General features: G+C 54.3%; 20 protein-coding genes. 8 read left to right on the forward strand and 12 right to left on the reverse strand.

Going from position 1 to position 22,521, the window contains the following annotated elements; all coding sequences use genetic code 11:
• Positions 1–83: 83 nt before the first annotated feature.
• The 5 genes from ispC to rpsB form a co-directional block, all read right to left on the reverse strand.
• Positions 84–1,280, reverse strand: a complete 1,197-nt coding sequence (ispC, locus tag NXS97_RS09135) for a 1-deoxy-D-xylulose-5-phosphate reductoisomerase (RefSeq protein ID WP_026021067.1) — start codon at positions 1,278–1,280, stop codon at positions 84–86.
• Positions 1,281–1,390: 110 nt separating this feature from the next.
• The gene (gene frr, locus NXS97_RS09140) at positions 1,391–1,948 is read right to left on the reverse strand and encodes a ribosome recycling factor (RefSeq protein ID WP_013024688.1); all 558 of its coding nucleotides are present in this window, start codon (positions 1,946–1,948) and stop codon (positions 1,391–1,393) included.
• Positions 1,949–2,091: 143 nt separating this feature from the next.
• Positions 2,092–2,817: a UMP kinase gene (pyrH, locus tag NXS97_RS09145; RefSeq protein WP_006117760.1), complete on the reverse strand. Its 726-nt coding sequence runs from the start codon at positions 2,815–2,817 to the stop codon at positions 2,092–2,094.
• A gap of 154 nt (positions 2,818–2,971) precedes the next feature.
• Positions 2,972–3,823 (reverse strand): translation elongation factor Ts, encoded by an 852-nt coding sequence (tsf, locus tag NXS97_RS09150; protein WP_013024686.1) that lies wholly within the window; start codon positions 3,821–3,823, stop codon positions 2,972–2,974.
• Positions 3,824–4,006: 183 nt separating this feature from the next.
• On the reverse strand, positions 4,007–4,732 hold the full coding sequence (gene rpsB, locus NXS97_RS09155; protein WP_014592960.1) for a 30S ribosomal protein S2: 726 nt from the start codon (positions 4,730–4,732) through the stop codon (positions 4,007–4,009).
• A gap of 318 nt (positions 4,733–5,050) precedes the next feature.
• Here rpsB and map point away from each other — a divergent pair, with 318 nt between their 5' ends.
• The 4 genes from map to NXS97_RS09175 all read left to right on the forward strand — a co-directional run bounded on the left by map (position 5,051) and on the right by NXS97_RS09175 (position 10,072).
• A complete protein-coding gene (gene map / locus NXS97_RS09160) occupies positions 5,051–5,845 on the forward strand; it encodes a type I methionyl aminopeptidase (RefSeq protein ID WP_013024684.1) in 795 nt (264 codons plus the stop codon).
• Positions 5,846–5,909: 64 nt separating this feature from the next.
• On the forward strand, positions 5,910–8,558 hold the full coding sequence (gene glnD, locus NXS97_RS09165; protein WP_042677538.1) for a bifunctional uridylyltransferase/uridylyl-removing protein GlnD: 2,649 nt from the start codon (positions 5,910–5,912) through the stop codon (positions 8,556–8,558).
• A gap of 80 nt (positions 8,559–8,638) precedes the next feature.
• Positions 8,639–9,463, forward strand: a complete 825-nt coding sequence (dapD, locus tag NXS97_RS09170; RefSeq protein WP_014592957.1) for a 2,3,4,5-tetrahydropyridine-2,6-dicarboxylate N-succinyltransferase — start codon at positions 8,639–8,641, stop codon at positions 9,461–9,463.
• A 216-nt stretch (positions 9,464–9,679) separates the two neighbouring features.
• On the forward strand, positions 9,680–10,072 hold the full coding sequence (locus tag NXS97_RS09175) for a DUF3461 family protein (RefSeq protein ID WP_006117754.1): 393 nt from the start codon (positions 9,680–9,682) through the stop codon (positions 10,070–10,072).
• A gap of 83 nt (positions 10,073–10,155) precedes the next feature.
• On the opposite strand, the gene NXS97_RS09180 is transcribed toward NXS97_RS09175, so the two are convergent.
• The 4 genes from NXS97_RS09180 to dgt form a co-directional block, all read right to left on the reverse strand.
• On the reverse strand, positions 10,156–11,367 hold the full coding sequence (locus NXS97_RS09180) for an alginate lyase family protein (protein WP_014592956.1): 1,212 nt from the start codon (positions 11,365–11,367) through the stop codon (positions 10,156–10,158).
• A 32-nt stretch (positions 11,368–11,399) separates the two neighbouring features.
• A complete protein-coding gene (locus NXS97_RS09185) occupies positions 11,400–12,557 on the reverse strand; it encodes a CdaR family transcriptional regulator (protein ID WP_014606551.1) in 1,158 nt (385 codons plus the stop codon).
• A 176-nt stretch (positions 12,558–12,733) separates the two neighbouring features.
• A complete protein-coding gene (degP, locus tag NXS97_RS09190) occupies positions 12,734–14,188 on the reverse strand; it encodes a serine endoprotease DegP (RefSeq protein WP_013024679.1) in 1,455 nt (484 codons plus the stop codon).
• A 133-nt stretch (positions 14,189–14,321) separates the two neighbouring features.
• Positions 14,322–15,812 carry a dGTPase gene (gene dgt, locus NXS97_RS09195; RefSeq protein ID WP_019106443.1) on the reverse strand — a complete coding sequence of 497 codons (1,491 nt, stop codon included), beginning with the start codon at positions 15,810–15,812 and terminating at the stop codon, positions 14,322–14,324.
• A gap of 92 nt (positions 15,813–15,904) precedes the next feature.
• On the opposite strand from dgt, the gene mtnN reads away from it, so the two are divergent.
• The 3 genes from mtnN (at position 15,905) to NXS97_RS09210 (ending at position 17,783) form a co-directional block, all read left to right on the forward strand.
• Positions 15,905–16,603, forward strand: coding sequence for a 5'-methylthioadenosine/S-adenosylhomocysteine nucleosidase (gene mtnN, locus NXS97_RS09200; protein WP_116220026.1), 699 nt, complete (start codon positions 15,905–15,907; stop codon positions 16,601–16,603).
• Positions 16,596–17,390 (forward strand): vitamin B12 ABC transporter substrate-binding protein BtuF, encoded by a 795-nt coding sequence (btuF, locus tag NXS97_RS09205; RefSeq protein WP_116220025.1) that lies wholly within the window; start codon positions 16,596–16,598, stop codon positions 17,388–17,390. Before mtnN ends, btuF begins: the two co-directional genes overlap by 8 nt.
• 141 nt (positions 17,391–17,531) lie before the next feature.
• Complete coding sequence (locus NXS97_RS09210) at positions 17,532–17,783, forward strand: hypothetical protein (protein WP_041930705.1); 252 nt, start codon at positions 17,532–17,534, stop codon at positions 17,781–17,783.
• 30 nt (positions 17,784–17,813) lie between these two features.
• Here NXS97_RS09210 and erpA read toward each other — a convergent pair whose 3' ends face one another.
• Positions 17,814–18,161, reverse strand: a complete 348-nt coding sequence (gene erpA / locus NXS97_RS09215; RefSeq protein WP_013024674.1) for an iron-sulfur cluster insertion protein ErpA — start codon at positions 18,159–18,161, stop codon at positions 17,814–17,816.
• A gap of 189 nt (positions 18,162–18,350) precedes the next feature.
• On the opposite strand from erpA, the gene hemL reads away from it, so the two are divergent.
• Positions 18,351–19,631 carry a glutamate-1-semialdehyde 2,1-aminomutase gene (gene hemL, locus NXS97_RS09220; RefSeq protein WP_014592952.1) on the forward strand — a complete coding sequence of 427 codons (1,281 nt, stop codon included), beginning with the start codon at positions 18,351–18,353 and terminating at the stop codon, positions 19,629–19,631.
• Positions 19,632–19,663: 32 nt separating this feature from the next.
• Here hemL and fhuB read toward each other — a convergent pair whose 3' ends face one another.
• Together fhuB and fhuD are read right to left on the reverse strand one after the other, a co-directional pair.
• Positions 19,664–21,643 carry a Fe(3+)-hydroxamate ABC transporter permease FhuB gene (fhuB, locus tag NXS97_RS09225; protein ID WP_181901435.1) on the reverse strand — a complete coding sequence of 660 codons (1,980 nt, stop codon included), beginning with the start codon at positions 21,641–21,643 and terminating at the stop codon, positions 19,664–19,666.
• Entirely contained in the window at positions 21,643–22,521 is an 879-nt protein-coding gene (gene fhuD, locus NXS97_RS09230; protein ID WP_015700930.1) for a Fe(3+)-hydroxamate ABC transporter substrate-binding protein FhuD, read from the reverse strand. Before fhuD ends, fhuB begins: the two co-directional genes overlap by 1 nt.

Raw genomic sequence — 22,521 nt, forward strand, 5'->3', positions numbered from 1 at the left:
ATTTGGTGACAGACCGTTAAACGCGAGCCAGCGACTATAACATTTTCACCTGAAGCGAACAAATAGCCTCAACGCAATCGTTGTTATGCCGTGAAGCGTGGCAACATTTCGGTCGCAGCGGCGCGTGCCATACGATCGATTTCGATGACAGCGTCCACTGAATCCGGTTCCTGGCCGTGCTGCGATGACAGCACTGCGCTGTTTAACGCTGCGATATCGGTAAAACGAATTCGCTGATTCAGGAACGCCGCCACGGCGATCTCATTGGCAGCATTAAGCGTGGTGGTGGCCGCCTGCCCGGCCTCGCAGGCATCAATTGCCAGTTTAAGACAGGGGTAACGGCCAAAATCAGGTTCTGAGAACGTCAGCGCCGACATGCGGGTAAAGTCCAGCGGTGTGACCCCAGCGTGAATACGCGCTGGCCAGGCCATACTGTGGGCGATAGGGGTTCGCATGTCAGGTGAACCTAACTGTGCCAGCACGCTGCCATCGCAGTAACGCACCATGGAGTGGATCACCGATTGGGGGTGCAAAATCACTTCCATCTGCGCGGCACTGGCGTTGAACAGCCAACGAGCTTCAATGTATTCAAGACCTTTATTCATCATGGTGGCCGAATCAACCGAGATTTTACGCCCCATTGACCAGTTCGGATGTGCACAAGCCTGATCTGGCGACATATTGCGCAGATCCGCTAAATTTGTGTCACGAAAAGGGCCACCCGATCCCGTAAGAATAATCGACTCAATGCCGTTATTCTGCAGGTCAGCGTAACCTAACTGATGCTGGATGGTAGCGGGCAAACTCTGAAAAATCGCATTGTGCTCGCTGTCTACCGGCAACAGCTGCGCCTTATGCTGACGCACCGCCTCCATAAATAAACGGCCGCACGTCACCAGGGATTCTTTATTCGCCAGCAGGACGGTTTTACCCGCGCGAATCGCTGCCAACGTGGGCAGTAAACCTGAGGCGCCTACAATCGCCGCCATCACCTGGTCAACCTCATCCAGCGCGGCCAGTTCACAGGCTGCCTGAACGCCGGAGAGCACTTCAGTCTTCACCTTCAATGCTCTCAGTCGCTCACGTAGCGCAGTAGCGGCTTCTTCGTCTGCCATCGCCGCATAGCGGGGTTGGAACTGTACGCACTGCTCAGCCATCAGGGCCACGTTTTTACCGGCAACCAGCGCGGTGATCTGATAGCGCGTAGGATTGGCACTGACGACTGCCAGCGTGCTGGTGCCTATCGAACCGGTTGAACCGAGCAGAGTTAATCGCTTCATAATGCTGTCCATGTAGAGGTGAAAGCGTGGGGCACAATGTAAAACGCCGCCAGAGGTGACATTCTGTCAGAATGCCTCTCTGTACGGCGTTTTGGTCGGCGATGATGGAATCAGAAGTCCATCAACTCCGCTTCTTTTTCGGCCAGTGCCGCATCAACTTTCTTGATGTGCGCATCGGTCATTTTCTGGATTTCGTCCTGCGAACGACGTTCGTCGTCTTCGCTGATTTCTTTATCTTTCAGCAACGCTTTGATTTTATCGTTGGCGTCGCGACGAACGTTACGTACAGACACACGTCCCTGCTCGGCTTCACCGCGTACGATTTTAATCAGATCTTTACGACGCTCTTCCGTCAGCGCAGGGAGCGGAACACGAATGTCCGAACCCGCTGAGTTTGGATTGAGGCCAAGATCGGACGCCATAATCGCTTTTTCAACGGCCGGGCCGAGAGAGCGATCAAACACGTTGATTTTCAGCGTGCGGGAGTCTTCAACGGTAACGGAAGCCAGCTGACGCAGTGGCGTCGGCGTACCGTAATATTCAACGATAATGCCGTCGAGCAGAGAAGGTGAAGCACGGCCTGTGCGTACCTTGCTGATAGTGGTTTTGAATGCCTCGACGCATTTGTCCATGCGCGTATCAGCATCTTTTTTAATGTCGTTAATCACGTTAAAACCCTTGGATTCGGTTTGACCTGGCCAGTTCCGGCATCACCGGAAGCGGGATCGATAATCATCGATAATCCTGACTGGTGCACGGCTAAACATTACCGCACTGACAGAATATACCTTATTTTATCTCGCCTCGGGTATTAATGCGTAATCAGGGTACCTTCTTTTTCACCCATCACTACGCGACGCAATGCGCCAGGTTTGTTCATATTGAAAACGCGGATTGGCAGTTTGTGATCGCGCGCCAGCGTAAACGCGGCGAGATCCATCACTTTAAGCTCTTGATCCAGCACTTCCGCATAAGTCAGTTTTTCATACAGCGTTGCATCAGGGTGCTTCACCGGGTCGGCCGAGTAAACACCGTCAACTTTCGTGGCTTTCAGCACCACATCCGCTTCGATTTCAATACCACGCAGACAGGCGGCTGAATCCGTCGTGAAGAAAGGATTACCCGTACCCGCAGAAAAGATAACCACACGGTTATTACGTAACAGGCTGATGGCTTCTGCCCAGCTGTAGTTATCGCAAACGCCGTTGAGGGGAATCGCGGACATCAGACGGGCATTGACGTATGCGCGGTGCAGTGCATCACGCATCGCCAGGCCGTTCATTACCGTAGCAAGCATCCCCATGTGGTCACCCACGACGCGGTTCATGCCCGCCTGCGCCAGGCCGGCTCCGCGGAACAGGTTACCGCCGCCAATCACAACGCCCACCTGGATACCCAGCTCGACCAGTTCTTTGACTTCCTGAGCCATGCGGTCAAGCACGCTCGCGTCGATACCAAAACCCTCTGCACCTTGAAGTGCTTCGCCACTGAGTTTTAGCAGGATACGTTGATAAACAGGTTTTGCGTTGGTCGCCATGGTCAATTCGTCCTGGAAGATATGATGAATAAGAAGTAATTCCGATCAATCATCCGCTTAGAGCAAAAGAATTACTATTGGGATGAAACTGAAAACGTATCTTTTGCCTGTGGCAGACAAAAAAGAACCGCCATCTGGCGGTTCTTTCAGATCATTAAGACTGTTTGGACATTGCTGCAACTTCAGCAGCAAAATCAGTCTCAACTTTTTCGATGCCTTCGCCCACTTCAAAGCGGATGAAGTTGATCACGTCAGCGCCCTGCTCTTTCAGCGCCTGGCCAACGGTTTTGCTTGGATCGATAACGAATGCCTGACCGGTCAGAGAGACTTCGCCGGTGAATTTCTTCATACGGCCTTCAACCATCTTCTCTGCGATCTCTTTTGGCTTACCAGACTGCATCGCGATGTCCAGCTGAACCTGGTATTCTTTATCAACCACTTCCGCAGAAACGTCTTCTGGCTTAACAAACTCAGGTTTGCTTGCCGCAACGTGCATTGCGATCTGTTTGATCAGATCTTCGTTAGCGCCTTTGGCAGAAACCAGAACGCCGATACGTGCGCCGTGCAGGTAGCTGCCCAGTTCTTCGCCTTCCAGAAGAGCAACGCGACGAATGTTGATGTTCTCGCCGATTTTAGCAACCAGGGCAACACGTTCTTCTTCGAACTGTGCTTTCAGCACTTCAACGTCGGTGATGCGGTCAGCCGCAGCAGCGTCAAGAACTTTATCAGCAAACGCCTGGAAACCGCCGTCTTTTGCTACGAAGTCAGTCTGGCAGTTCACTTCCAGAATCACACCGTAGTTACCAACGATTTTGGTTTTGATTACGCCATCAGCAGCAACGTTACCCGCTTTTTTCGCTGCTTTAATTGCGCCAGACTTACGCATGTTTTCAATCGCCAGCTCGATGTCGCCGCTCGCTTCAGTCAGCGCTTTTTTGCAGTCCATCATGCCTGCGCCAGTACGCTCACGCAGTTCTTTTACCAATGCAGCGGTAATTTCAGCCATTCCAGAATCCTCGGTTCGTACCTGAGCACAAGTGCATCAGAAGGTACTTATTTGCGGAAAATTTACTCTGTCCCGCCGTCCTGAACAGGGGCGTAACAGACTTGGATAAAATAAAGGGGCCATGTTTGGCCCCTTACAGATCACATCTGAATGCTAAGGGCTCTTATGCAGAGCAAACCTTAATTAAGCGTTTTCTAAAGACGCTTCTTCAGCCTGCTCAGCCAGATCCTGAGAGCGGCCTTCGCGAACGGTGGTCGCAACGGCAGTCAGGTACAGGTTGATAGCACGGATCGCATCGTCGTTACCTGGGATAACGTAATCAACGCCATCTGGATCAGAGTTAGTATCAACGATAGCAAATACTGGGATACCCAGGTTGTTTGCTTCTTTGATTGCGATGTGTTCGTGGTCAGCATCGACAACAAACAGTGCATCCGGCAAACCGCCCATGTCTTTGATACCGCCCAGGCTGTTTTCCAGCTTGGCCAGTTCACGAGCGCGCATCAGCGCTTCTTTCTTGGTCAGTTTGTCGAAAGTGCCGTCCTGAGACTGCGTCTCAAGCTCTTTCAGACGTTTGATAGACTGACGAACGGTTTTCCAGTTGGTCAGCATGCCACCCAACCAGCGGTGGTTTACGAAGAACTGGTCGCAGCTCAGTGCAGACTCTTTGATCGCTTCGGCAGCAGCGCGCTTAGTACCAACGAACAGAATCTTACCTTTACGGGAAGAGATTTTGGTCAACTCAGCCAGAGCGTCGTTGAACATTGGTACAGTTTTCTCAAGGTTGATGATGTGAACTTTGTTACGCGCACCGAAAATGAATGGCTTCATTTTTGGGCACCAGTAACGGGTCTGGTGACCGAAGTGAACACCAGCCTTGAGCATATCGCGCATGGAAACAGTTGCCATGATTACTACCTCTAGTTTAATTGGGGTTGGGCCTCCATGTATCCCATACAACCGACCTCTTTCAAGGCACCCCGGCGTATGTGTCGATACATGTGTGTTTTATTACACATAGTGAGATTATTGCGTTTCCCGCTGACCTTAACGGCCATACAGAGAATCGTCGGCGCGCTTTATACCACAATCACGCTTTGGACGCCAATAAATGTTCGCTTACGGCCTGTGGTGCGTTCTCTGTTTGGCAGCCCTTTTGGCTTGCTGTTAACATGAGAGCACAGCATTCATTATCGCTGAAAATTTCAGCAGCAGCGGAATAATTTAATGGCAATCTCAATTAAAACCCCCGAAGAAATCGAAAAAATGCGCGTCGCTGGCCGCCTCGCCGCCGAAGTGTTAGAAATGATCGAACCCCATGTGCAGCCTGGCGTGACCACGGGTGAACTGGATCGTCTCTGCCACGAACACATTACGCAGCATCAGCAGGCGATTTCTGCCTGCCTGGGTTACCACGGTTTTCCGAAATCCGTCTGCATCTCGGTAAATGAAGTGGTCTGTCACGGTATTCCGAGCGACGATCGTCCGTTGAAAGATGGCGACATCGTTAACATCGACGTGACCGTGATTAAAGACGAGTACCACGGCGATACCTCGAAAATGTTTATCGTCGGCAAGCCGACGATCCAGGGTGAGCGCCTGTGCCGCGTCACTCAGGAAAGCCTTTATTTATCACTGCGTCTGGTGAAGCCGGGTATTCGCCTGCGCGAGCTGGGCCGCGCTATCCAGAAATATGTTGAAGCGAATGACTTCTCAGTGGTGCGTGAATACTGCGGTCATGGCATTGGCAAGGGCTTTCATGAAGAGCCACAGGTTCTGCACTACGATGCAGACGACAGCGGTGTCGTCCTGCAGGCCGGCATGACCTTTACCGTGGAACCGATGGTGAATGCCGGTGATTATCGCATTCGTACCATGAAAGATGGCTGGACGGTGAAAACCAAAGATCGCAGCTTGTCGGCGCAGTACGAGCATACTATTGTGGTGACGGATAACGGCTGTGAGATTTTAACCCTGCGTAAAGACGACACCCTTCCCGCGGTGTTAGTTAACCAGGCGTAATTCCTCCCCTGATAAAAGGCCGGCGCTCTGCCGGTTTTTTTATGGTTACTGATGAGAACGCTGCATGAGCCTGTCGCAAGAAGTGAAAAACGGTCTGAATGATTCGCCTGGCGAGTGGCAGGACGATCAGCTATCACGTGAAATACTCAAGCAGCGCCTGGAGTGCTTTCAACAGCACCTGGCGGCGGCCTTTGATAGCGGTGAGGCGGCAGAGAATCTGATTCATGCCCGAACCCTGTTTATCGATCGCCTTCTGCGTCGCCTGTGGCGTTACTTTGGCTTCGACAGGATGAAATCCATCGCTCTGGTTGCTGTCGGGGGTTATGGTCGGGGTGAGCTTCACCCGCTTTCCGATATTGACATATTGATTCTCAGCCGCCAGCCGCTTAACGAAGAGGCCGCCCAAAGCGCCAGCGCGCTGCTGACGCTGATGTGGGATCTCAAACTGGAAGTGGGCCACAGCGTGCGTAGCCTGGAAGAGTGCCTGCTGGAAGGCTTATCCGACCTGACGGTGGCGACCAACCTGATTGAAGCGCGGATGCTGGCCGGTGATGTCGCGCTGTTCCTCGAACTGCAGAAAAATGTCTTTAGCGATGGCTTCTGGCCGTCGTCCCGCTTTTTTGCCGCCAAAATTGAAGAGCAACAAGAGCGTCATACGCGCTATCACGGTACCAGCTACAACCTGGAACCGGATATTAAAAGTAGCCCGGGCGGTTTACGTGATATTCATACGTTACAGTGGGTTGCGCGACGACACTTTGGCGCGACAACGCTCGACGAGATGGTGGGCTTTGGCTTTCTGACCGACGCCGAACGCGCCGAACTGAATGAATGCCAGGCCTTTCTCTGGCGGATTCGGTTTGCGCTGCATCTGTTGCTGCCGCGTTACGACAACCGGCTACTGTTCGATCGCCAGCTTAGCGTTGCCCAGCGCCTTCAGTATCAGGGCGAAGGCAACGAGCCGGTTGAACGCATGATGAAGGATTTTTATCGCGTCACGCGTCGTATCGGCGAACTGAACCAGATGCTGCTGCAGTTGTTCGATGAAGCCATTCTGGCCCTCTCTACCAATGAAAAACCCTGCGCTATTGATGATGACTTTCAGCTACGGGGTAACCTGATCGATCTGCGCGATGAAACGCTGTTTGATCGGGAGCCTCAGGCGATAATGCGCATGTTTTACGTCATGGTACGCAATGACAACATCAAAGGGATCTATTCGACCACGCTGCGCCGCCTGCGCCACACACGTCGCCACCTTAAGCAGCCGCTCTGTCAGTTGCCTGAAGCACGCCGTCTGTTTATGTCGATCCTGCGTCATCCCGGTGCGGTCAGTCGTGCATTAGTTCCGATGCATCGCCATAGCGTACTCTGGGCCTATACGCCGCTCTGGGGTCAGATTGTTGGGCAGATGCAGTTTGACCTGTTCCACGCCTATACCGTGGATGAGCACACCATTCGGGTTCTTCAGAAGCTGGAAAGTTTTGCCAACGAAGCGACGCGTCCACAACATCCTTTATGCGTTGAACTCTGGCCGCGCCTGCCTCAGCAAGAGTTACTGCTGATGGCGGCGCTGCTGCATGACATTGCGAAAGGACGTAACGGCGATCACTCTGTTCTTGGCGCGCAGGATGCGCTGGAGTTCGCCGAGATGCACGGCCTTAACTCGCGTGAAACGCAGCTTGTCGCATGGCTGGTACGGCATCATCTGTTAATGTCCGTGACCGCGCAGCGTCGTGATATTCAGGACCCCACGGTGATTCAGCAGTTCGCCGAGGTCATGCAGAACGAAAACCGACTGCGTTACCTGGTGTGCCTGACAGTCGCTGATATCTGTGCCACCAATGAGAGCCTGTGGAACAGCTGGAAGCAAAGTCTGCTGCGAGAGTTGTTCTTCGCCACCGAAAAACAGCTGCGTCGCGGCATGGAAAACAGTCCGGATCTGCGGGAACGCGTACGTCATCACCGCCTGCAGGCGCTGGCGCTGCTGCGTATGGACAACATCAATGAAGAGCGGTTACATCACATCTGGAATCGCTGTCGCGCCGACTATTTTCTGCGCCATACGCCCAACCAGATTGCCTGGCATGCCCGCCACTTACTGGGACACGATCTTAATCAACCGCTGGTGCTGGTCAGCCCGCAGGCAACGCGCGGCGGGACCGAAATTTTTATCTGGAGTCCCGATCGCCCGCACCTGTTCGCCGCCGTGGCAGGAGAGCTGGATCGTCGCAACCTCAGCGTGCATGATGCGCAAATTTTTACCAGCCGCGATGGCATGGCGATGGATACCTTTATTGTACTGGAGCCGGATGGCAGTCCCCTGTCGCCCGATCGTCATGCGATGATCATTCAGGCGCTGGAGCAGGCGATAACCCAGAGAGAGTGGGTGCCACCGCGCACCCGCCGTCAGGCCGCCAGGCTTAAGCACTTTAGCGTGGATACCGAAGTTAATTTCCTGCCAACTCACACCGATCGCCGCAGTTATCTGGAGCTGGTAGCCCTGGATCAGCCCGGTTTACTGGCGCGCGTGGGGGAAGTGTTTGCCGATCTCGGCGTCTCTCTGCATGGTGCGCGCATCAGCACCATTGGCGAGCGCGTGGAAGATTTGTTTATTTTAGCCAATAGCGAACGCAAGGCACTGGATGAGGAAATGCGTCAGACGTTGCAACAACGGTTGACAGAAGCCCTTAATCCAAACGATAAAGTGTGACCCGCTTCAATTTGTGAACATCAACTTTTTACCCGTGCCGGTCACTGGCTGGCACCACAAATGACAGATCAGGAAAAAATATGCAACAGTTACAGAGTGTTATTGAATCTGCCTTCGAACGTCGCGCTGACATCACCCCGACCAGTGTGGATACTGAAACCCGCGAGGCGATTAATCAGGTTATCGCCAAACTGGACAGTGGTGAACTGCGCGTTTCTGAAAAAATCGACGGCGAATGGGTAACGCATCAGTGGCTGAAAAAAGCCGTTCTGCTCTCTTTCCGCATTAATGACAATCAGGTGATGGAAGGGGCTGAAACCCGTTTTTACGACAAAGTGCCAATGAAGTTTGCCGACTGGGACGATGCGCGCTTCAAAGAAGCCGGCTTCCGCGTGGTGCCGCCCGCTGCCGTTCGCAAAGGGGCTTTTATTGCGCGCAACACGGTTCTGATGCCTTCCTACGTGAACATCGGCGCCTTTGTGGACGAAGGCACAATGGTTGATACCTGGGCAACCGTCGGTTCCTGTGCGCAGATTGGTAAAAACGTACATTTATCCGGTGGTGTAGGAATCGGTGGCGTACTCGAGCCGCTGCAGGCCAACCCCACCATCATTGAAGATAACTGCTTTATTGGCGCACGTTCTGAAATCGTTGAAGGCGTGATCGTTGAAGAAGGCTCCGTGATTTCAATGGGTGTTTATATCGGTCAGAGCACCAAAATTTATGACCGCGAAACCGGCGAAATCCACTACGGTCGCGTGCCTGCCGGCTCGGTCGTGGTATCCGGTAACCTGCCGTCTAAAGATGGCAGCTACAGCCTTTACTGCGCAGTCATTGTGAAAAAAGTTGATGCGAAAACGCTGGCGAAAACCGGCATCAATGAACTGCTGCGTACGATCGACTAATCTGTCGGACGGGCTGTACGGCAGCCCGTCATCTTTTGTTTACAGCTGTTACGGGTAATGTTGTTTTTCTACACGAACCAACAGGTGCGTTTACTTTTCATCCAGGTCATAATTCGCGCCAGTTAAATCCTGTTGCGCACTGATTCATGTTATTTATGTCTATAGTCATTAAGTCATGAACAATTCTGCGCGCCTATCATTTGGTGGAAAATAATTATGTATGACAATATTAAGAGCTTAGGCATTAGTAACCCTGACGATATCGATCGCTACAGCCTGCGTCAGGAAGCGAATAACGATATTTTGAAAATTTATTTCCGCAAAGATAAAGGTGAATTTTTCGCCAAAAGCGTGAAATTTAAATATCCTCGCCAGCGCAAGACCGTCGTTGCTGATAACGCGTCACAAGGCTATCGCGAAGTGCAGGAAATCAGCCCGAACCTGCGTTATGTGATCGATGAACTGGACCAGATCTGCCAGCGCGATCAGGTGGAAGTCGATCTGAAACGTAAAATCCTTGATGATCTGCGTCATCTTGAAGGCGTCGTTTCCCATAAAATCGCCGAAATTGAATCCGATCTGGAAAAACTGACCCGCAGCGGCCGTTAATTATTTCAGATTTACATCAGGCCAGCCGCATTAAGTGTGATTCACTTGACGCGTCTGGCCTTTTTTATTGGCAATCTGCGCGGCTATCGCCTGAGTAACACCACATCACGTAGCACCTCTGCTGAGCCGGTACGCCATTCAGGACGATCAATCCAGGATTGGTAACGTTCTGACTTAAGTGTGACGTCAGCCAACAGCAGTAAGGGGATTAACCGCTCGCTTTGGCGTTCGCGGGTTTTCCACGGCCAGCGGCGTGATGGATCGCTAAAGGGCGCCATATAATCCAGCGCCGCCAGTAGCGAGCCACCCTGCTTGTTTTGATAGTGCCAGAGATCGTCCAGCCCACGCTGAGAAGCTAACGCCGCGATAGCGGTTAGCGCCTGCAAATTAAAGACGCTGTAATGAAAGGAGCGGGTTCGCGCCAGCTCAAGTGGCTGAGTCCCCTCTTTCTGTATTTGCCCATCAATTTTTCGTTTGGCCAGCGCCGACATATCAGCGATCACCGTGTTTTTGCCCAGGTAAGCGGCAATACCGGCAACCTGTACGCTGTACCAGCTGCCATGATTATTTGGGGCATCCCGCTCCTGTTGCGCCAGCTGGCTGGTCTGCAGCCAGCTAAGATAGTCACTGAACCAGCGATGTAACGCCGCCTCGTCGCTGTCGCGCCAGCCGGGTGACTGGCGCAACAGCACCAGCGCATCAACAATGCGGGTCGCAAAATAGCGCCCATCCAGTACGCCATCATGACGGCCAGGCGTCCTGCCTGGAATCCCCTGGGCATAATTCAGGTTTGGATTCATACGGCTGGCAGGATCGATAAACCAGTGGCGGATCATCGATTGTGCTTTGCTGGCATAGCGTGCATCGCCAGAAAAGAACCAGGCCAGCGAGAGTGTCTGTACATCTGCGCTAAAGCGCGCCAGCCGCACGCCGTCGGTTTGGTTATTTTTCGTGTCGGGATTAATCTCACCATCCCGACGAATCCAGGGCAACCCCGTTTTCTGCTTTCCGTCCGGCCACCAGTAGGCGCTCAGGCTCAGATAGTCATGCCGCGATCCGCTGGGCGGCATCAGCCCCTTATCCATCACGCTGGGATCGGGCTGGCTGAGCGCCTTTTCTGCCTGATGTTGCAGCTGACGCCAGGCCTGTTCCGTCAGTGTGCTCGCCTGATGATTCTGCAAAGCCTGCCGGGTATTCATCAGGGCATCAGTAGAGAGAAAAATCAGGCTGTCAGGCCGTGCCTGGCAGGTAAACGTAACGATTAGCAGGCAAAGTATGGCGGGCAATATACGCATCGGGCGTCCTCATGGTTTCATAAGCAGCGTCATCAGCCCTGCTCATCCAGCTGTAACGCAATATACAGCAGTAATCGATCGTCAAAATGACCAAGGTTCAGTCCGGTTAACTCAGCGATCCGATTCAGTCGATACTCCAGCGTATTACGATGAATAAACAGCGCGCGTGATGTTGCGCCGGGCTGGACGTTATTGCTGAACCAGGCGCTTAAGGTCCGGCGCAGTAAACCGTTGCTGTCCATGCTTTTCAGTTTTTCCAGCGGACGTGCCAGCTCGTTCGCCTGCCAGCCACCGCGTAAACTGTCCAGTAATACCGGCAGCATCAGATCCTGATAAAAATAGCTGCGGACGTCTGGCATGCGCTGCTTTCCAACGGCCATGGTGGTGCGCGCAGTGCGGTAAGAGCGGGCGATGCTGCCCGGACCGGTAAAGAAGTTGCCCAGCGCAATACGCATGCGCAGATGACCGCTTTCGTTCATTCGCTGCATCAGTTGCTCAACCCGCTTGCGATGATCGTGACGGTCGTAACGTCCGTGTGTGTTTAATGCCGGTTTCAGTACGACCATTTCGGTTAGCGACACAATGGCTATCAGGTTATCCCGAACGGGGGTGGTGAGTAAGGTTTGCAGCTGCTGTAATTCAGACATGGCGCTGTCCACGCCTAACTGCCCGCTGTCGACTTCGATCACTGCCACCACGCGGGGCTGATTAAGATCGATCCCCAGGCGCTGTGCCCACTCTGTCAGCTGTGGCGTCAGCGCATCACTTCTTATCAGGTTGAGCACCAGCTCTTCACGCAGTCGGCTGTCCTGAGCCAGCATATGTAATAGTCGGGCCTGCTCCAGCATCATCTCTGCCGCCATACAGACTAATTCGCCATAGTGACGCAGTGCGCCCGGCTCGCCTGTCAGGCCAATGACGCCCACGATCGCCCCGTCAATACGTAGCGGAAGGTTGATGCCTGGCCGCACGCCGTGCAGATGTTTTGCCACAGCATCGTCGATATCCACGATGCGCCCCTGAGACAACACCAACAGCGCGCCCTCATGCAACTCCCCGATGCGCTCCCTGTCACCACTGCCAATGATTCGCCCACGCGCATCCATCACGTTGACATTGCCATCAATGATTTTCATGGTGCGCGCAACAATTTCCTGCGCCAGCCGCGCGTCGAGATGACAGGTAGCCATCCTTATCTCCTGAGTCATATGAGAGGAAGGACAGAATAGCCGTGTGACACGCGGAGAACATTATGCATTCGCCCATAGCCGCGCCGGCTTTGGCAGAAATGCGGCAGGCATCACATTTGTGATCTGTGCCATAAAAAAGGCGGACCGAAGTCCGCCTGATAAGCATCAAGCAGTGATTACTGCATCAGCAGGTAGAGCGATGTGTCGCCACGTTGCACATTCAGCGCCAGCACCGGTGGTTTGGTATCGAGGATCTTGCGTAGTTCCCCTAAGTTGGTCACCGGCTGCTGGTTGACGCCAAGAATCAGGTCGCCTTTTTTCAGACCCACTCTTGCCGCCGCACTGCCCGCTTTCACGCTATCGACCCGCACGCCTTTCTCTTTGCCTGCGTTATTACTCAGATCTGCACCTTCAATGCCGGTGTAAATCGTAGCGGACTGCACTTTGTCCTGGGTGCTCTGCTGCAGCTGCACGGAGACATCCAGCGGTTTGCCATCACGCAGCAGGCCCAGCTTCAGCGTCGTGCCTACCGGTAAAGAGCCGACTTCAGCGCGCAGTGAGGCAAAGCTGGTGAGCGGCTTGCCGTTCATAGAAACGATCACGTCACCCGCTTTAATACCGCCTTTCGCTGCGGCGGAATTGGGCACGACCTGACTAACAAAGGCGCCGCGCTGCGCATCGACCTTCATCGCTTTAGCCAGTTCAGAGTTGAGCTCTGTTCCCATGATACCCAGCTCACCGCGTTTCACCTGACCATACTCCACCATCTGTGCGGTCAGGTTTTTCACCATGTTGCTGGGGATGGCAAAACCAATACCAATGTTGCCGCCGTCTGGGGCCAGAATCGCGGTGTTAATACCAATAAGCTCACCGTTGAGGTTCACCAGCGCGCCACCCGAGTTACCGCGGTTAATCGCGGCATCGGTCTGGATAAAGTTTTCATAGTTCTCAACGTTCAGACCACTGCGTCCCAACGCCGACACGATGCCCGAGGTTACGGTTTCGCCCAGACCATAGGGGTTACCGATTGCTACGGTATAATCGCCAACGCGCAAATTATCAGAGTCAGCCATTTTAATGGCGGTCAGATTTTTCGCGCCTTCCAGCTGAATCAGCGCTATATCCGAGCTGGGATCTTTGCCGATGACTTTGGCGTCGTAACTACGACCATCGCTCAGTTTGACCTGAATTTTCGTCGCATCGTTGACCACGTGGTTGTTGGTTACCACATAGCCTTTTTCTGCGTTAATGATCACGCCAGAACCCAGCGCTCTGAATTTTTGCTGCTGCGTATCCGGGCCTGCAGGCGCACCGCCGCCGCTCCCGCCCGCGCCCTGGCACAGCGGCGAGCCCATGAACGGAGAACCGTCCTGACAGAAAGGCGAATTATCGCCAAAAAATTGCTGGAACTGCTGCGGCATACGCGGCGTTTTGACCGTTGTACTGCCTTCCACGCTGATGCTCACAACGGAAGGCATCACCTTCTCCAGCATGGGGGCAAGGCTTGGCAACGGCTGGCTTGGGGAAGATGAAACGGAAGAGGATGTCTCCGCAGCGAAAGCACTCACAGGGGTCAGTGCCATGCCAAGACTAAGCGCCAGAGCGCTTAACATTAACGAGGTTTTTTTCATTTTGGTATCTCACAATGATGGATATACTGACCATTGCTGTGGTCGAATGTTGAGATAAATGTTTTAGCGCGAAGTTCCTCGAAAAGTTTTAGGCAAAGGTAAAAATTTATTCGCGCTCTTTACAATTCTCTGCTTATTCCACCGCCATCAAACGACGGTACTCATCCCAGGCATAGAGATCGGTCATGCCGCTAATGTAATCCTGAATCAGACGAAAGCGATAATAACGTTCCCATAACAAACGCTCATATTTGTGTTCAACAACCAGCGTGCGCATTTTATGCAGATAGGCTTTTCTGTGCTTTCCGGAAAGTTTATGGAAAAGACGTGTCTCAATCGGATGGTTGCGCAAAAAATCTTCATTTATCAGGGTAGTAAAGTCTTCATAATTCAACATCATTAACGGTTGGTATATTTCAAGCAACCCCTTTATGACGCGATAACCCTGCAGCTCCAGCTGTTCAACTTCGGAATGATTAAACACCTGCTGCCGTGCTACAGTTTTAAATATTTGTAATAAACGCCCCTCTTCGCCGCCGTCTTCTAATAATGCATGGTTGAAGTTTCCGTCAAAAATAGCGGGCAGATTGTCGATAAAACGTTTAACGGCATAGGTGACCAGAACATTCTGAACATTAACCCGGAGGGACATGAAAAATTGATCGCTTCGGCTGCGGCGTTTTTTACTTCCTGCTTCGCGCCAGGCCTCACCTACGGTACGGCTGAACGCATCATTGTTATTTATTGGCCCCCAGGCTTTGCTGAGGAATTCATACAAACTGTCGACATTGAAAATGGCTTTTTCGACGGCGTCATCCAAATCGGCAATACAATATGAAATGTCATCAGCCGCTTCCATGATATAGGTCAGCGGGAAACGATGATGCTCCGTCAGATGCGTCGCGGCACGGAGATCGCTGATATATTCCCGCTCAGACAAATAAAAGCCCGGCTTTTTCATTAATACGCTAAATTCGGCCGGTTTCTCACCCTGCCACCATGCCGGCGCGGTATATTTAAGAATACAGGCCACCTGAGAGTAGCTCAGGTTGAGCTGCAGCAAGGTGTGCACCATACGGATCGCCTGGGCATTGCCTTCAAAATGGCATAAATCCTGACGAATCATAGCGTTCATTTGATCAAAGGACTGGCGCTGCTCTTCGCTTTCGACGCCAGCCACCAGCGGATCGACCAGTTCGGCAGCCAGATTATCTTCAAACCAGTCGTTAATGGCAGCTTCGCCAAAATGCCCGAACGGAGGATTCCCGACGTCATGCAACAGACACGCCATTTCGACCAGACTTTCAAAGGCCCCTTCCATGTCGTCCAGTCCATATTTTGCCAGCCCACCCTGCATTTTTAAGGTTTGCAGAATCTCTTTGCTGATATATCGACCGGTTTGCTGCACTTCAAGCGAATGCGTCAGGCGTGAACGGACGGCGGCGTTGCGCTCAAGCGGAAAGACCTGGGTTTTTTGTTGCAGTCGGCGAATGGCCGCCGAATTAATGATGCGTCCACGATCGCTTTCAAAATGGCGGGTAATAAAATATTCACCTTGCGGATCTTTACGGTTGCTATAAGGGCGAGTGAAGCTGATCTTCTTCCTGAAATTGATCGCCGCCATACCTGTCCCCTTATTTTTTCGTGAAATGATCCCGTCAGTGCCATGATAGACTATGCCCGATTTTTAAATTCATTACATTAGCGAGACGCAAAATGAAAGCAGGCATCATTGGCGCAATGGAGCAGGAAGTGACCCTGCTGCGTGACAAAATTGAAAATCGTCAGACTCTGTCTCTGGCGGGCTGTGAAATTTACACTGGCACACTCAATGGTGTTGACGTTGCCTTGCTGAAATCAGGCATTGGTAAAACCTCGGCAGCCCTTGGCACCACGCTGTTGCTGCAGCTGTGTAAACCCGATCTCGTTATTAATACCGGTTCCGCAGGCGGTTTAGCCCCGACGTTAGCCGTAGGTGACATCGTGGTGTCGGAAGAAGTGCGCTATCACGATGCCGATGTGACCGCGTTTGGCTATGAGCCGGGCCAGATGGCAGGTTGTCCGGCTGCCTTTACGGCTGACAGCACCCTGATTGCCGAGGCGGAAGCCTGCATTAAGCAGCTCAACCTGAACGCGGTTCGCGGCCTGGTGGTGAGCGGCGATGCGTTTATCAACGGGGCTGAGCCCCTGGCGCGCATCCGGGCGACCTTCCCACAGGCTATTGCGGTTGAAATGGAAGCGACCGCCATCGGCCATGTCTGTCATCAGTTCCAGGTGCCTTTTGTGGTCGTCAGAGCGATTTCCGACGTGGCCGATAAGGAATCACACCTGAGTTTTGACAAGTTTCTGAGCGTCGCGGCCAGCCAGTCGTCACTGATGGTTGAAAATTTGCTGGCCCGTCTGGCTCGTGGCTAAACGGCTGTTGTTGTGCTGGCTGCTGCTGTTGAGCAGCAGCCTGTATGCTGCCCCACCCCGCGTCATCACCCTTGCTCCCCATCTGACTGAGCTCGCCTTTGCCGCAGGTATTACTCCGATTGCGGTCAGCGCCTGGTCCAGCTATCCGCCTGAAGCAAAAAACATTGAACAGGTCGCTAACTGGCAGGGCATCAATCTTGAACGTATTTTGCAGCTTAAACCCGATGTGGTGTTGGCGTGGCGCGGCGGCAATCCGCAGCGTCAGGTAGACCAGCTGCAGCAGTTGGGTATTAAGGTTGAATGGGTCAATGCCGCAACGCTGGATGGCATGATTGATGCACTGGCAGGATTAGCAAAGTGGAGTCCAGCTCCGCAACATGCCGCACAAGCCGCCGGGGAGCTGCGCCAGCAGGAAGCGGCTTTGCGGAAGCGCTACCACACACAACATCCCATTCCCGTCTTTCTGCAGTTTGGCTTTTCGCCCATGTTTACCGCGGCTAAGGCGACGCTGCAAAACGATATCATCAGGCTGTGTGGCGGGCAGAATATCTTTGCCGACAGTGCGGTGAGCTGGCCCCAGGTGAGCCGGGAACAGGTGCTGATGCGCCATCCGCAGGTCATCGTCACAACAGGTGATGCACAGCAGGCGAGTCACACGGCGCAGTTCTGGCGACCGCAGCTTAACGTCAGCGTGATTGCCATTAACGACGACTGGCTCAGCCGTCCGGGACCGCGCATCCTGTTAGCCGCCGACCAGCTGTGTAAAGGCCTGCACCCGGTTAAATAATGCTGTCGGTTCTGCATGCGTTACACCGTCAACTAAAGAAATCACCCTGACTGCCGTTAATTTTAAGTATGAGACACGTGCCACGTATGCCCGATGTCCGTTTTAGCGCTTAGCGCATTCGACTACACCAGGAATTTAAATATGACCAAAGCACCGCTTCTGGCCATAGGGCTTCTGATCGCGCAGCAGGCCTACGCGGGATCGACGACCGGCTCTATTAACGTCAGACTCGTCATCTATTCACGTTGTGAAATTAACCGTTCAATGGGTCAGTCTGTGCCGCAGGTTGAGTGCGGTCGTCAGATAAACGCACAGCCGCGCGTGACACAAACGGTGTTAAAGCGACAGGGAAGCAGCGGGACGAACGATCGTCTGGTGACGGTTGAATGGTAACCGAGGCCGCCCGCAGAGGCGGCCCGATAATCAGATACTGAATGACGACCCGCAGCCGCAGGTGGTTTTGGCGTTAGGGTTGGTGACGATAAAGCGCGATCCTTCCAGCCCTTCCGTGTAATCAACAGAACCGCCCACCAGATACTGCAGGCTCATGGGATCAACCACCAGCGAGACGCCCTGCTTTTCAATGGTCATGTCGCCGTCGTTCATTTGATCGTCGAATGTAAAACCATACTGAAAGCCGCTGCAACCACCACCAGTGATATACACACGCAGCTTCAGTGCCGGGTTCTCTTCGTCAGCAATCAGATTCTTAACTTTTTTGGCTGCTGCGTCGGTAAACTGCAACGGCAGTGCTACTACTTCATCACTCATGAGTTACTCCGTAAACGTCCGGGTCAGAAAACGACCTCAATATTGCTATTATCTGCCAGCGACCCGGCGCAATCAAGCTTTCAGCTTCGCACTCTGTGCCGGATTCACTTTGATGATTATAGCGGCCTTTCGTCAGCAGCCCCTCTTCCGTAGAATAGCCCGATATTTTATGAACTGCTGGAGCCGAAAATGAGTAAGTCTGAAGAACTGTTCGCCGAAGCACAACGCCTGATCCCCGGCGGTGTGAACTCGCCGGTACGGGCGTTTACCGGTGTGGGTGGCGTTCCGCTGTTCATTGAGCATGCTGACGGTGCATATCTTTATGACGCCGACGGTAAAAAGTACATCGACTATGTTGGGTCATGGGGCCCGATGGTGCTGGGACATAACAATGATGGCATTCGTCAGGCCGTGATTGAGGCTGCCCAGCGCGGCCTGAGCTTCGGGGCACCAACCGAGATGGAAGTCACCATGGCGCAGCTGGTGTGTAAACTGGTGCCCAGCATGGAAATGGTGCGGATGGTGAACTCCGGCACCGAAGCCACCATGAGCGCGATTCGTCTGGCGCGCGGTTTTACCGGTCGCGACAAAATCATCAAGTTTGAAGGGTGCTACCACGGTCATGCCGACCATCTGCTGGTGAAAGCCGGTTCCGGTGCGCTGACGCTGGGGCAGCCTAACTCACCGGGCGTGCCCGCCGATTTTGCCAAGCATACGCTGACCTGTACATATAACGATCTGGATTCGGTGCGCGCTGCGTTTGAACAGTATCCGCAGGCTATCGCCGCTATTATTGTCGAGCCCGTGGCCGGAAACATGAACTGTATTCCGCCCCAACCCGAATTCTTACCCGGCCTGCGCGCGCTCTGTGATGAGTTTGGCGCACTGCTGATTATCGATGAAGTGATGACGGGTTTCCGCGTTGCCCTGGGCGGTGCGCAAGAGTACTACAACGTTAAACCGGATCTCACCTGCCTCGGCAAAATCATCGGTGGCGGTATGCCGGTGGGTGCTTTTGGCGGCCGTCGCGAAGTCATGGAGGCACTGGCACCGACCGGACCGGTTTATCAGGCGGGTACGCTGTCCGGTAACCCTGTCGCTATGGCTGCCGGCTATGCCTGCTTAACCCAGATTGCCCAGCCGGGCATGCATGACAAACTCAATCGTCTGACCTCACAGTTAGCGCAGGGACTGCTCGACGCGGCAAAACAGGAAAATATTCCGGTGGTGGTGAATCAGGTTGGCGGCATGTTTGGCCTGTTCTTTACCGATGCCGACAGCGTCACCTGCTATAAAGATGTGACGCAGTGCGATGTTGAACGCTTCAAGCGCTTTTTCCACCTGATGCTTGAAGAAGGCGTTTACTTTGCGCCGTCCGCCTTTGAAGCCGGCTTTATGTCGCTGGCGCACAGCGCAGAGGACATTCAGCACACTGTCGATGCCGCCCGTCGCTGCTTCGCTAAGCTGTAAAAAATGCAGACCGGCAAACGCCGGTCTTTTTTTTAACGAGCGCGCCGCAATAACCAAATAAAATAGGGTGCCCCTAAAAATGTGGCCATCAATCCCGCCGGAATTTGGTTTGGGAACGCCACCATTCGCCCACACCAGTCAGCTATCATCATTAAACCTGCGCCAAGCACACCCGACTGTAACAGCTGCGGCAACGCGCGACGGAACCCCAGCATGCGCGCCATGTGTGGTGCCATCAGCCCCACGAAGCTCAATGGCCCAATCGTCAGCGTGGCACTGGCCGTTAAGGCCGCGGCCAGCAGCAGCAGCGCCAGCCGCGAGGCGGTGAGCGCCATGCCGGCCGAGCGCGCCGTGGCGCTTCCCAAAGGCAGCAGCGTGAGCCAGCGGCTGGCCAGCGGCGCTAACGACACCAGCACGACTGCACAGCCTGCACTTTGCAGCGCCTGGGTGGCGCTGACGTTATAGGTCGAGCCGGAGATCCAGGTCAGTAAACCCGACATCCGGGGATCGCCACTGGCCATCAACAACATCAGAATGGTGACAAAAGCGCTGTTTAACGCCATCCCGGCCAACAGCATGCGTTCGGGTGAAAACCCGCCACGGCTGGCAACCAGCATAATGATCGCCAGGGTTACCGCTGCGCCCAGCGCACCGGCAGGCAACAGAAACGCCAGCGCATTACCGGGTACCAGGAATAACATCACGACCACACCACAGGCCGCCCCGGAACTGATGCCCAAGACTTCCGGGCTGGCCATCGGGTTACCGGTCAGTCGCTGAATCAGGCTACCGGCTACGCCCAGCATTAAGCCTACCGCCAGGGCCGCCAGCACACGCGGTGCGCGCCACGGAAGCAGCGCATTGAGCATGTCACCCTGGGTCCAGATCCAGCCTTGCGCGTCCCGTCCAAACGCCAGACAAAGCCAGGCCAGCATGCCTAACACCACCAGACCGGTCAGGCTCCAGCGCAGAAAATGATGACGTTCAACCGGCACGCTGTCGCCCTGATCCAGTGCGGGGGGAACGGACCCCGTCCGCAGGCGCGGGAGCAGCCAGAGCAGAATCGGCACGCCCAGTAACGCCGTCACCGTGCCGGTGGAAACCTCGCGCCAGTGCGTCGTAAGCCACAGGACGCAGGCATCCGCCAGCCACAGCAGCAATGCGCCAATCAGCGGAGCCAGCAGCATGCGGCTCAGCAAGCGGCGTCCACCGAGCAGCCTTGCCAGCAGCGGCGCAAACAGGCCGATAAAACCAATGATGCCGGCGACGCTCACCAGCTGTGCGCTCAGCAGTATTGCCAGCGCCAGAATCGCTAGCCGGGTGACGGACAGGGCCAGCCCGAGGTTTTTTGCCACGCCATCGTCCAACCCCATGAGCGTCAGCGGCCGCAGAAGCGCCAGTGACAGTATCAGCGCCAGCACCAGGCGCGGCCAGAGCTGGGTAACGCTGTCCCAGCTCATCTGGTTCAGTGCGCCCGTGCTCCACAAAAACATATTTTGCAACTGGTCGTGATTGAAGATGGCGAAGATCTGATTAACCGCCCCGCTGTAGAGACTCAGGACCAGCCCTGCCAGAATCAGGGTAACGGGCGATAAGCGTTTACTCCAGGCCACGCTAAAGACCAGCGCCCCCACCAGCAACGCACCACCTGAGGCGGCAAGCTGCTGGGTGAGTGCTCCGCCCGGCAGGTGCCACAATGTGGCGACGGTGATCCCCAACTGTGCGCCGGATGAAACCCCTAGCGTTCCCGGTTCCGCCAGCGGGTTTCGCAGTACCTGTTGAAACAGCAAGCCCGCTAATCCCAGACCGGCACCCACCAACAGCGCCAGCGCCCAGCGCGGCAGCAAACTGTAGTGAAACACCATCTGCTGGACATTAGCGGTATCCGGTGACCACAAGGCCTGAGTCCACTGCCCCGGAGGCAGGGCCTGCTGAAGGTTTATCGCGGTGAGCGCCAGCGCGAGCAGAAACAGGACGCTCAGCACGGTGACAGGAAAATAACGATGCCGCATCAGACCTTCTCCAGCGCATGTTCCAGCACGCGTATAAAATGCAGGGCCGACAATGTTGCCCCGTAGTACCAGACCGCCGGTACGCGTTGAAAATGACCGCTTTGGACAAAAGGCATTGCCTGCCACAGCGGGCTGCGCGACAGCTGCTGCATAACGGCCGCATTGTCGTGGTCGAAGCAGATGGCTTCGACATCGTGAAACGCCGCCAGCCTTTCCAGGCCAATCACTGAACTTCCCCAGAAATTGGTTTCTCCCTGCCAGGCATTCTTCAGGCCAAGCCGTTCCATGACTTCAAGGAATAAGCTGTTCTTACCGAAGGTGATGGCATGGCGGCTGTCAAGCAGTGACATCAGCAAGATAGCGCGTCCGGCATAGGGAGCCAGACGCTGACGGGCTGCGGCGATTTCCGCATCCACGTATTGCAGATGCGCTTCAGCCTGAGCCTCTCGCCCCAGTCTGGCTCCGAGCGCGCGCAGCGAGACACGCGCGCGCGACAAGGGTTTACCGTCGCCGCCGTGCAGGTCAAACCCCATAATGGGCGCAATACGCTGGAGTTTCTCTTTAGGCGGTCCATAGCCGTTTGAACAGAGAATCAGGGAGGGATGCATCTGGGTCATCAGTTCAAGGTTAGGCTCGGTACGCAGCCCAACATCCACCACGCCGGCAGGCAAGGCTGGCTGCCCGACCCAGATATTATAATTATGCACATCGGCGACCCCAAAGGGCTTAACGCCTAACGCCAGCAGCAGTTCGGTAGGTAACCACTCCAGCGCGATGATGCGATCGGGATCGGGCTGCGCCGCCTGGAGTGAAAAGGGGCTCATCAGTGGCGATAACGCCATCGCCATCATCAGGCGACGGCGGAATAAATCGGGCAT

The sequence above is a fragment of the Pantoea sp. B623 genome, assembly GCF_024814475.1.
Lineage (GTDB): Bacteria > Pseudomonadota > Gammaproteobacteria > Enterobacterales > Enterobacteriaceae > Pantoea > Pantoea ananatis.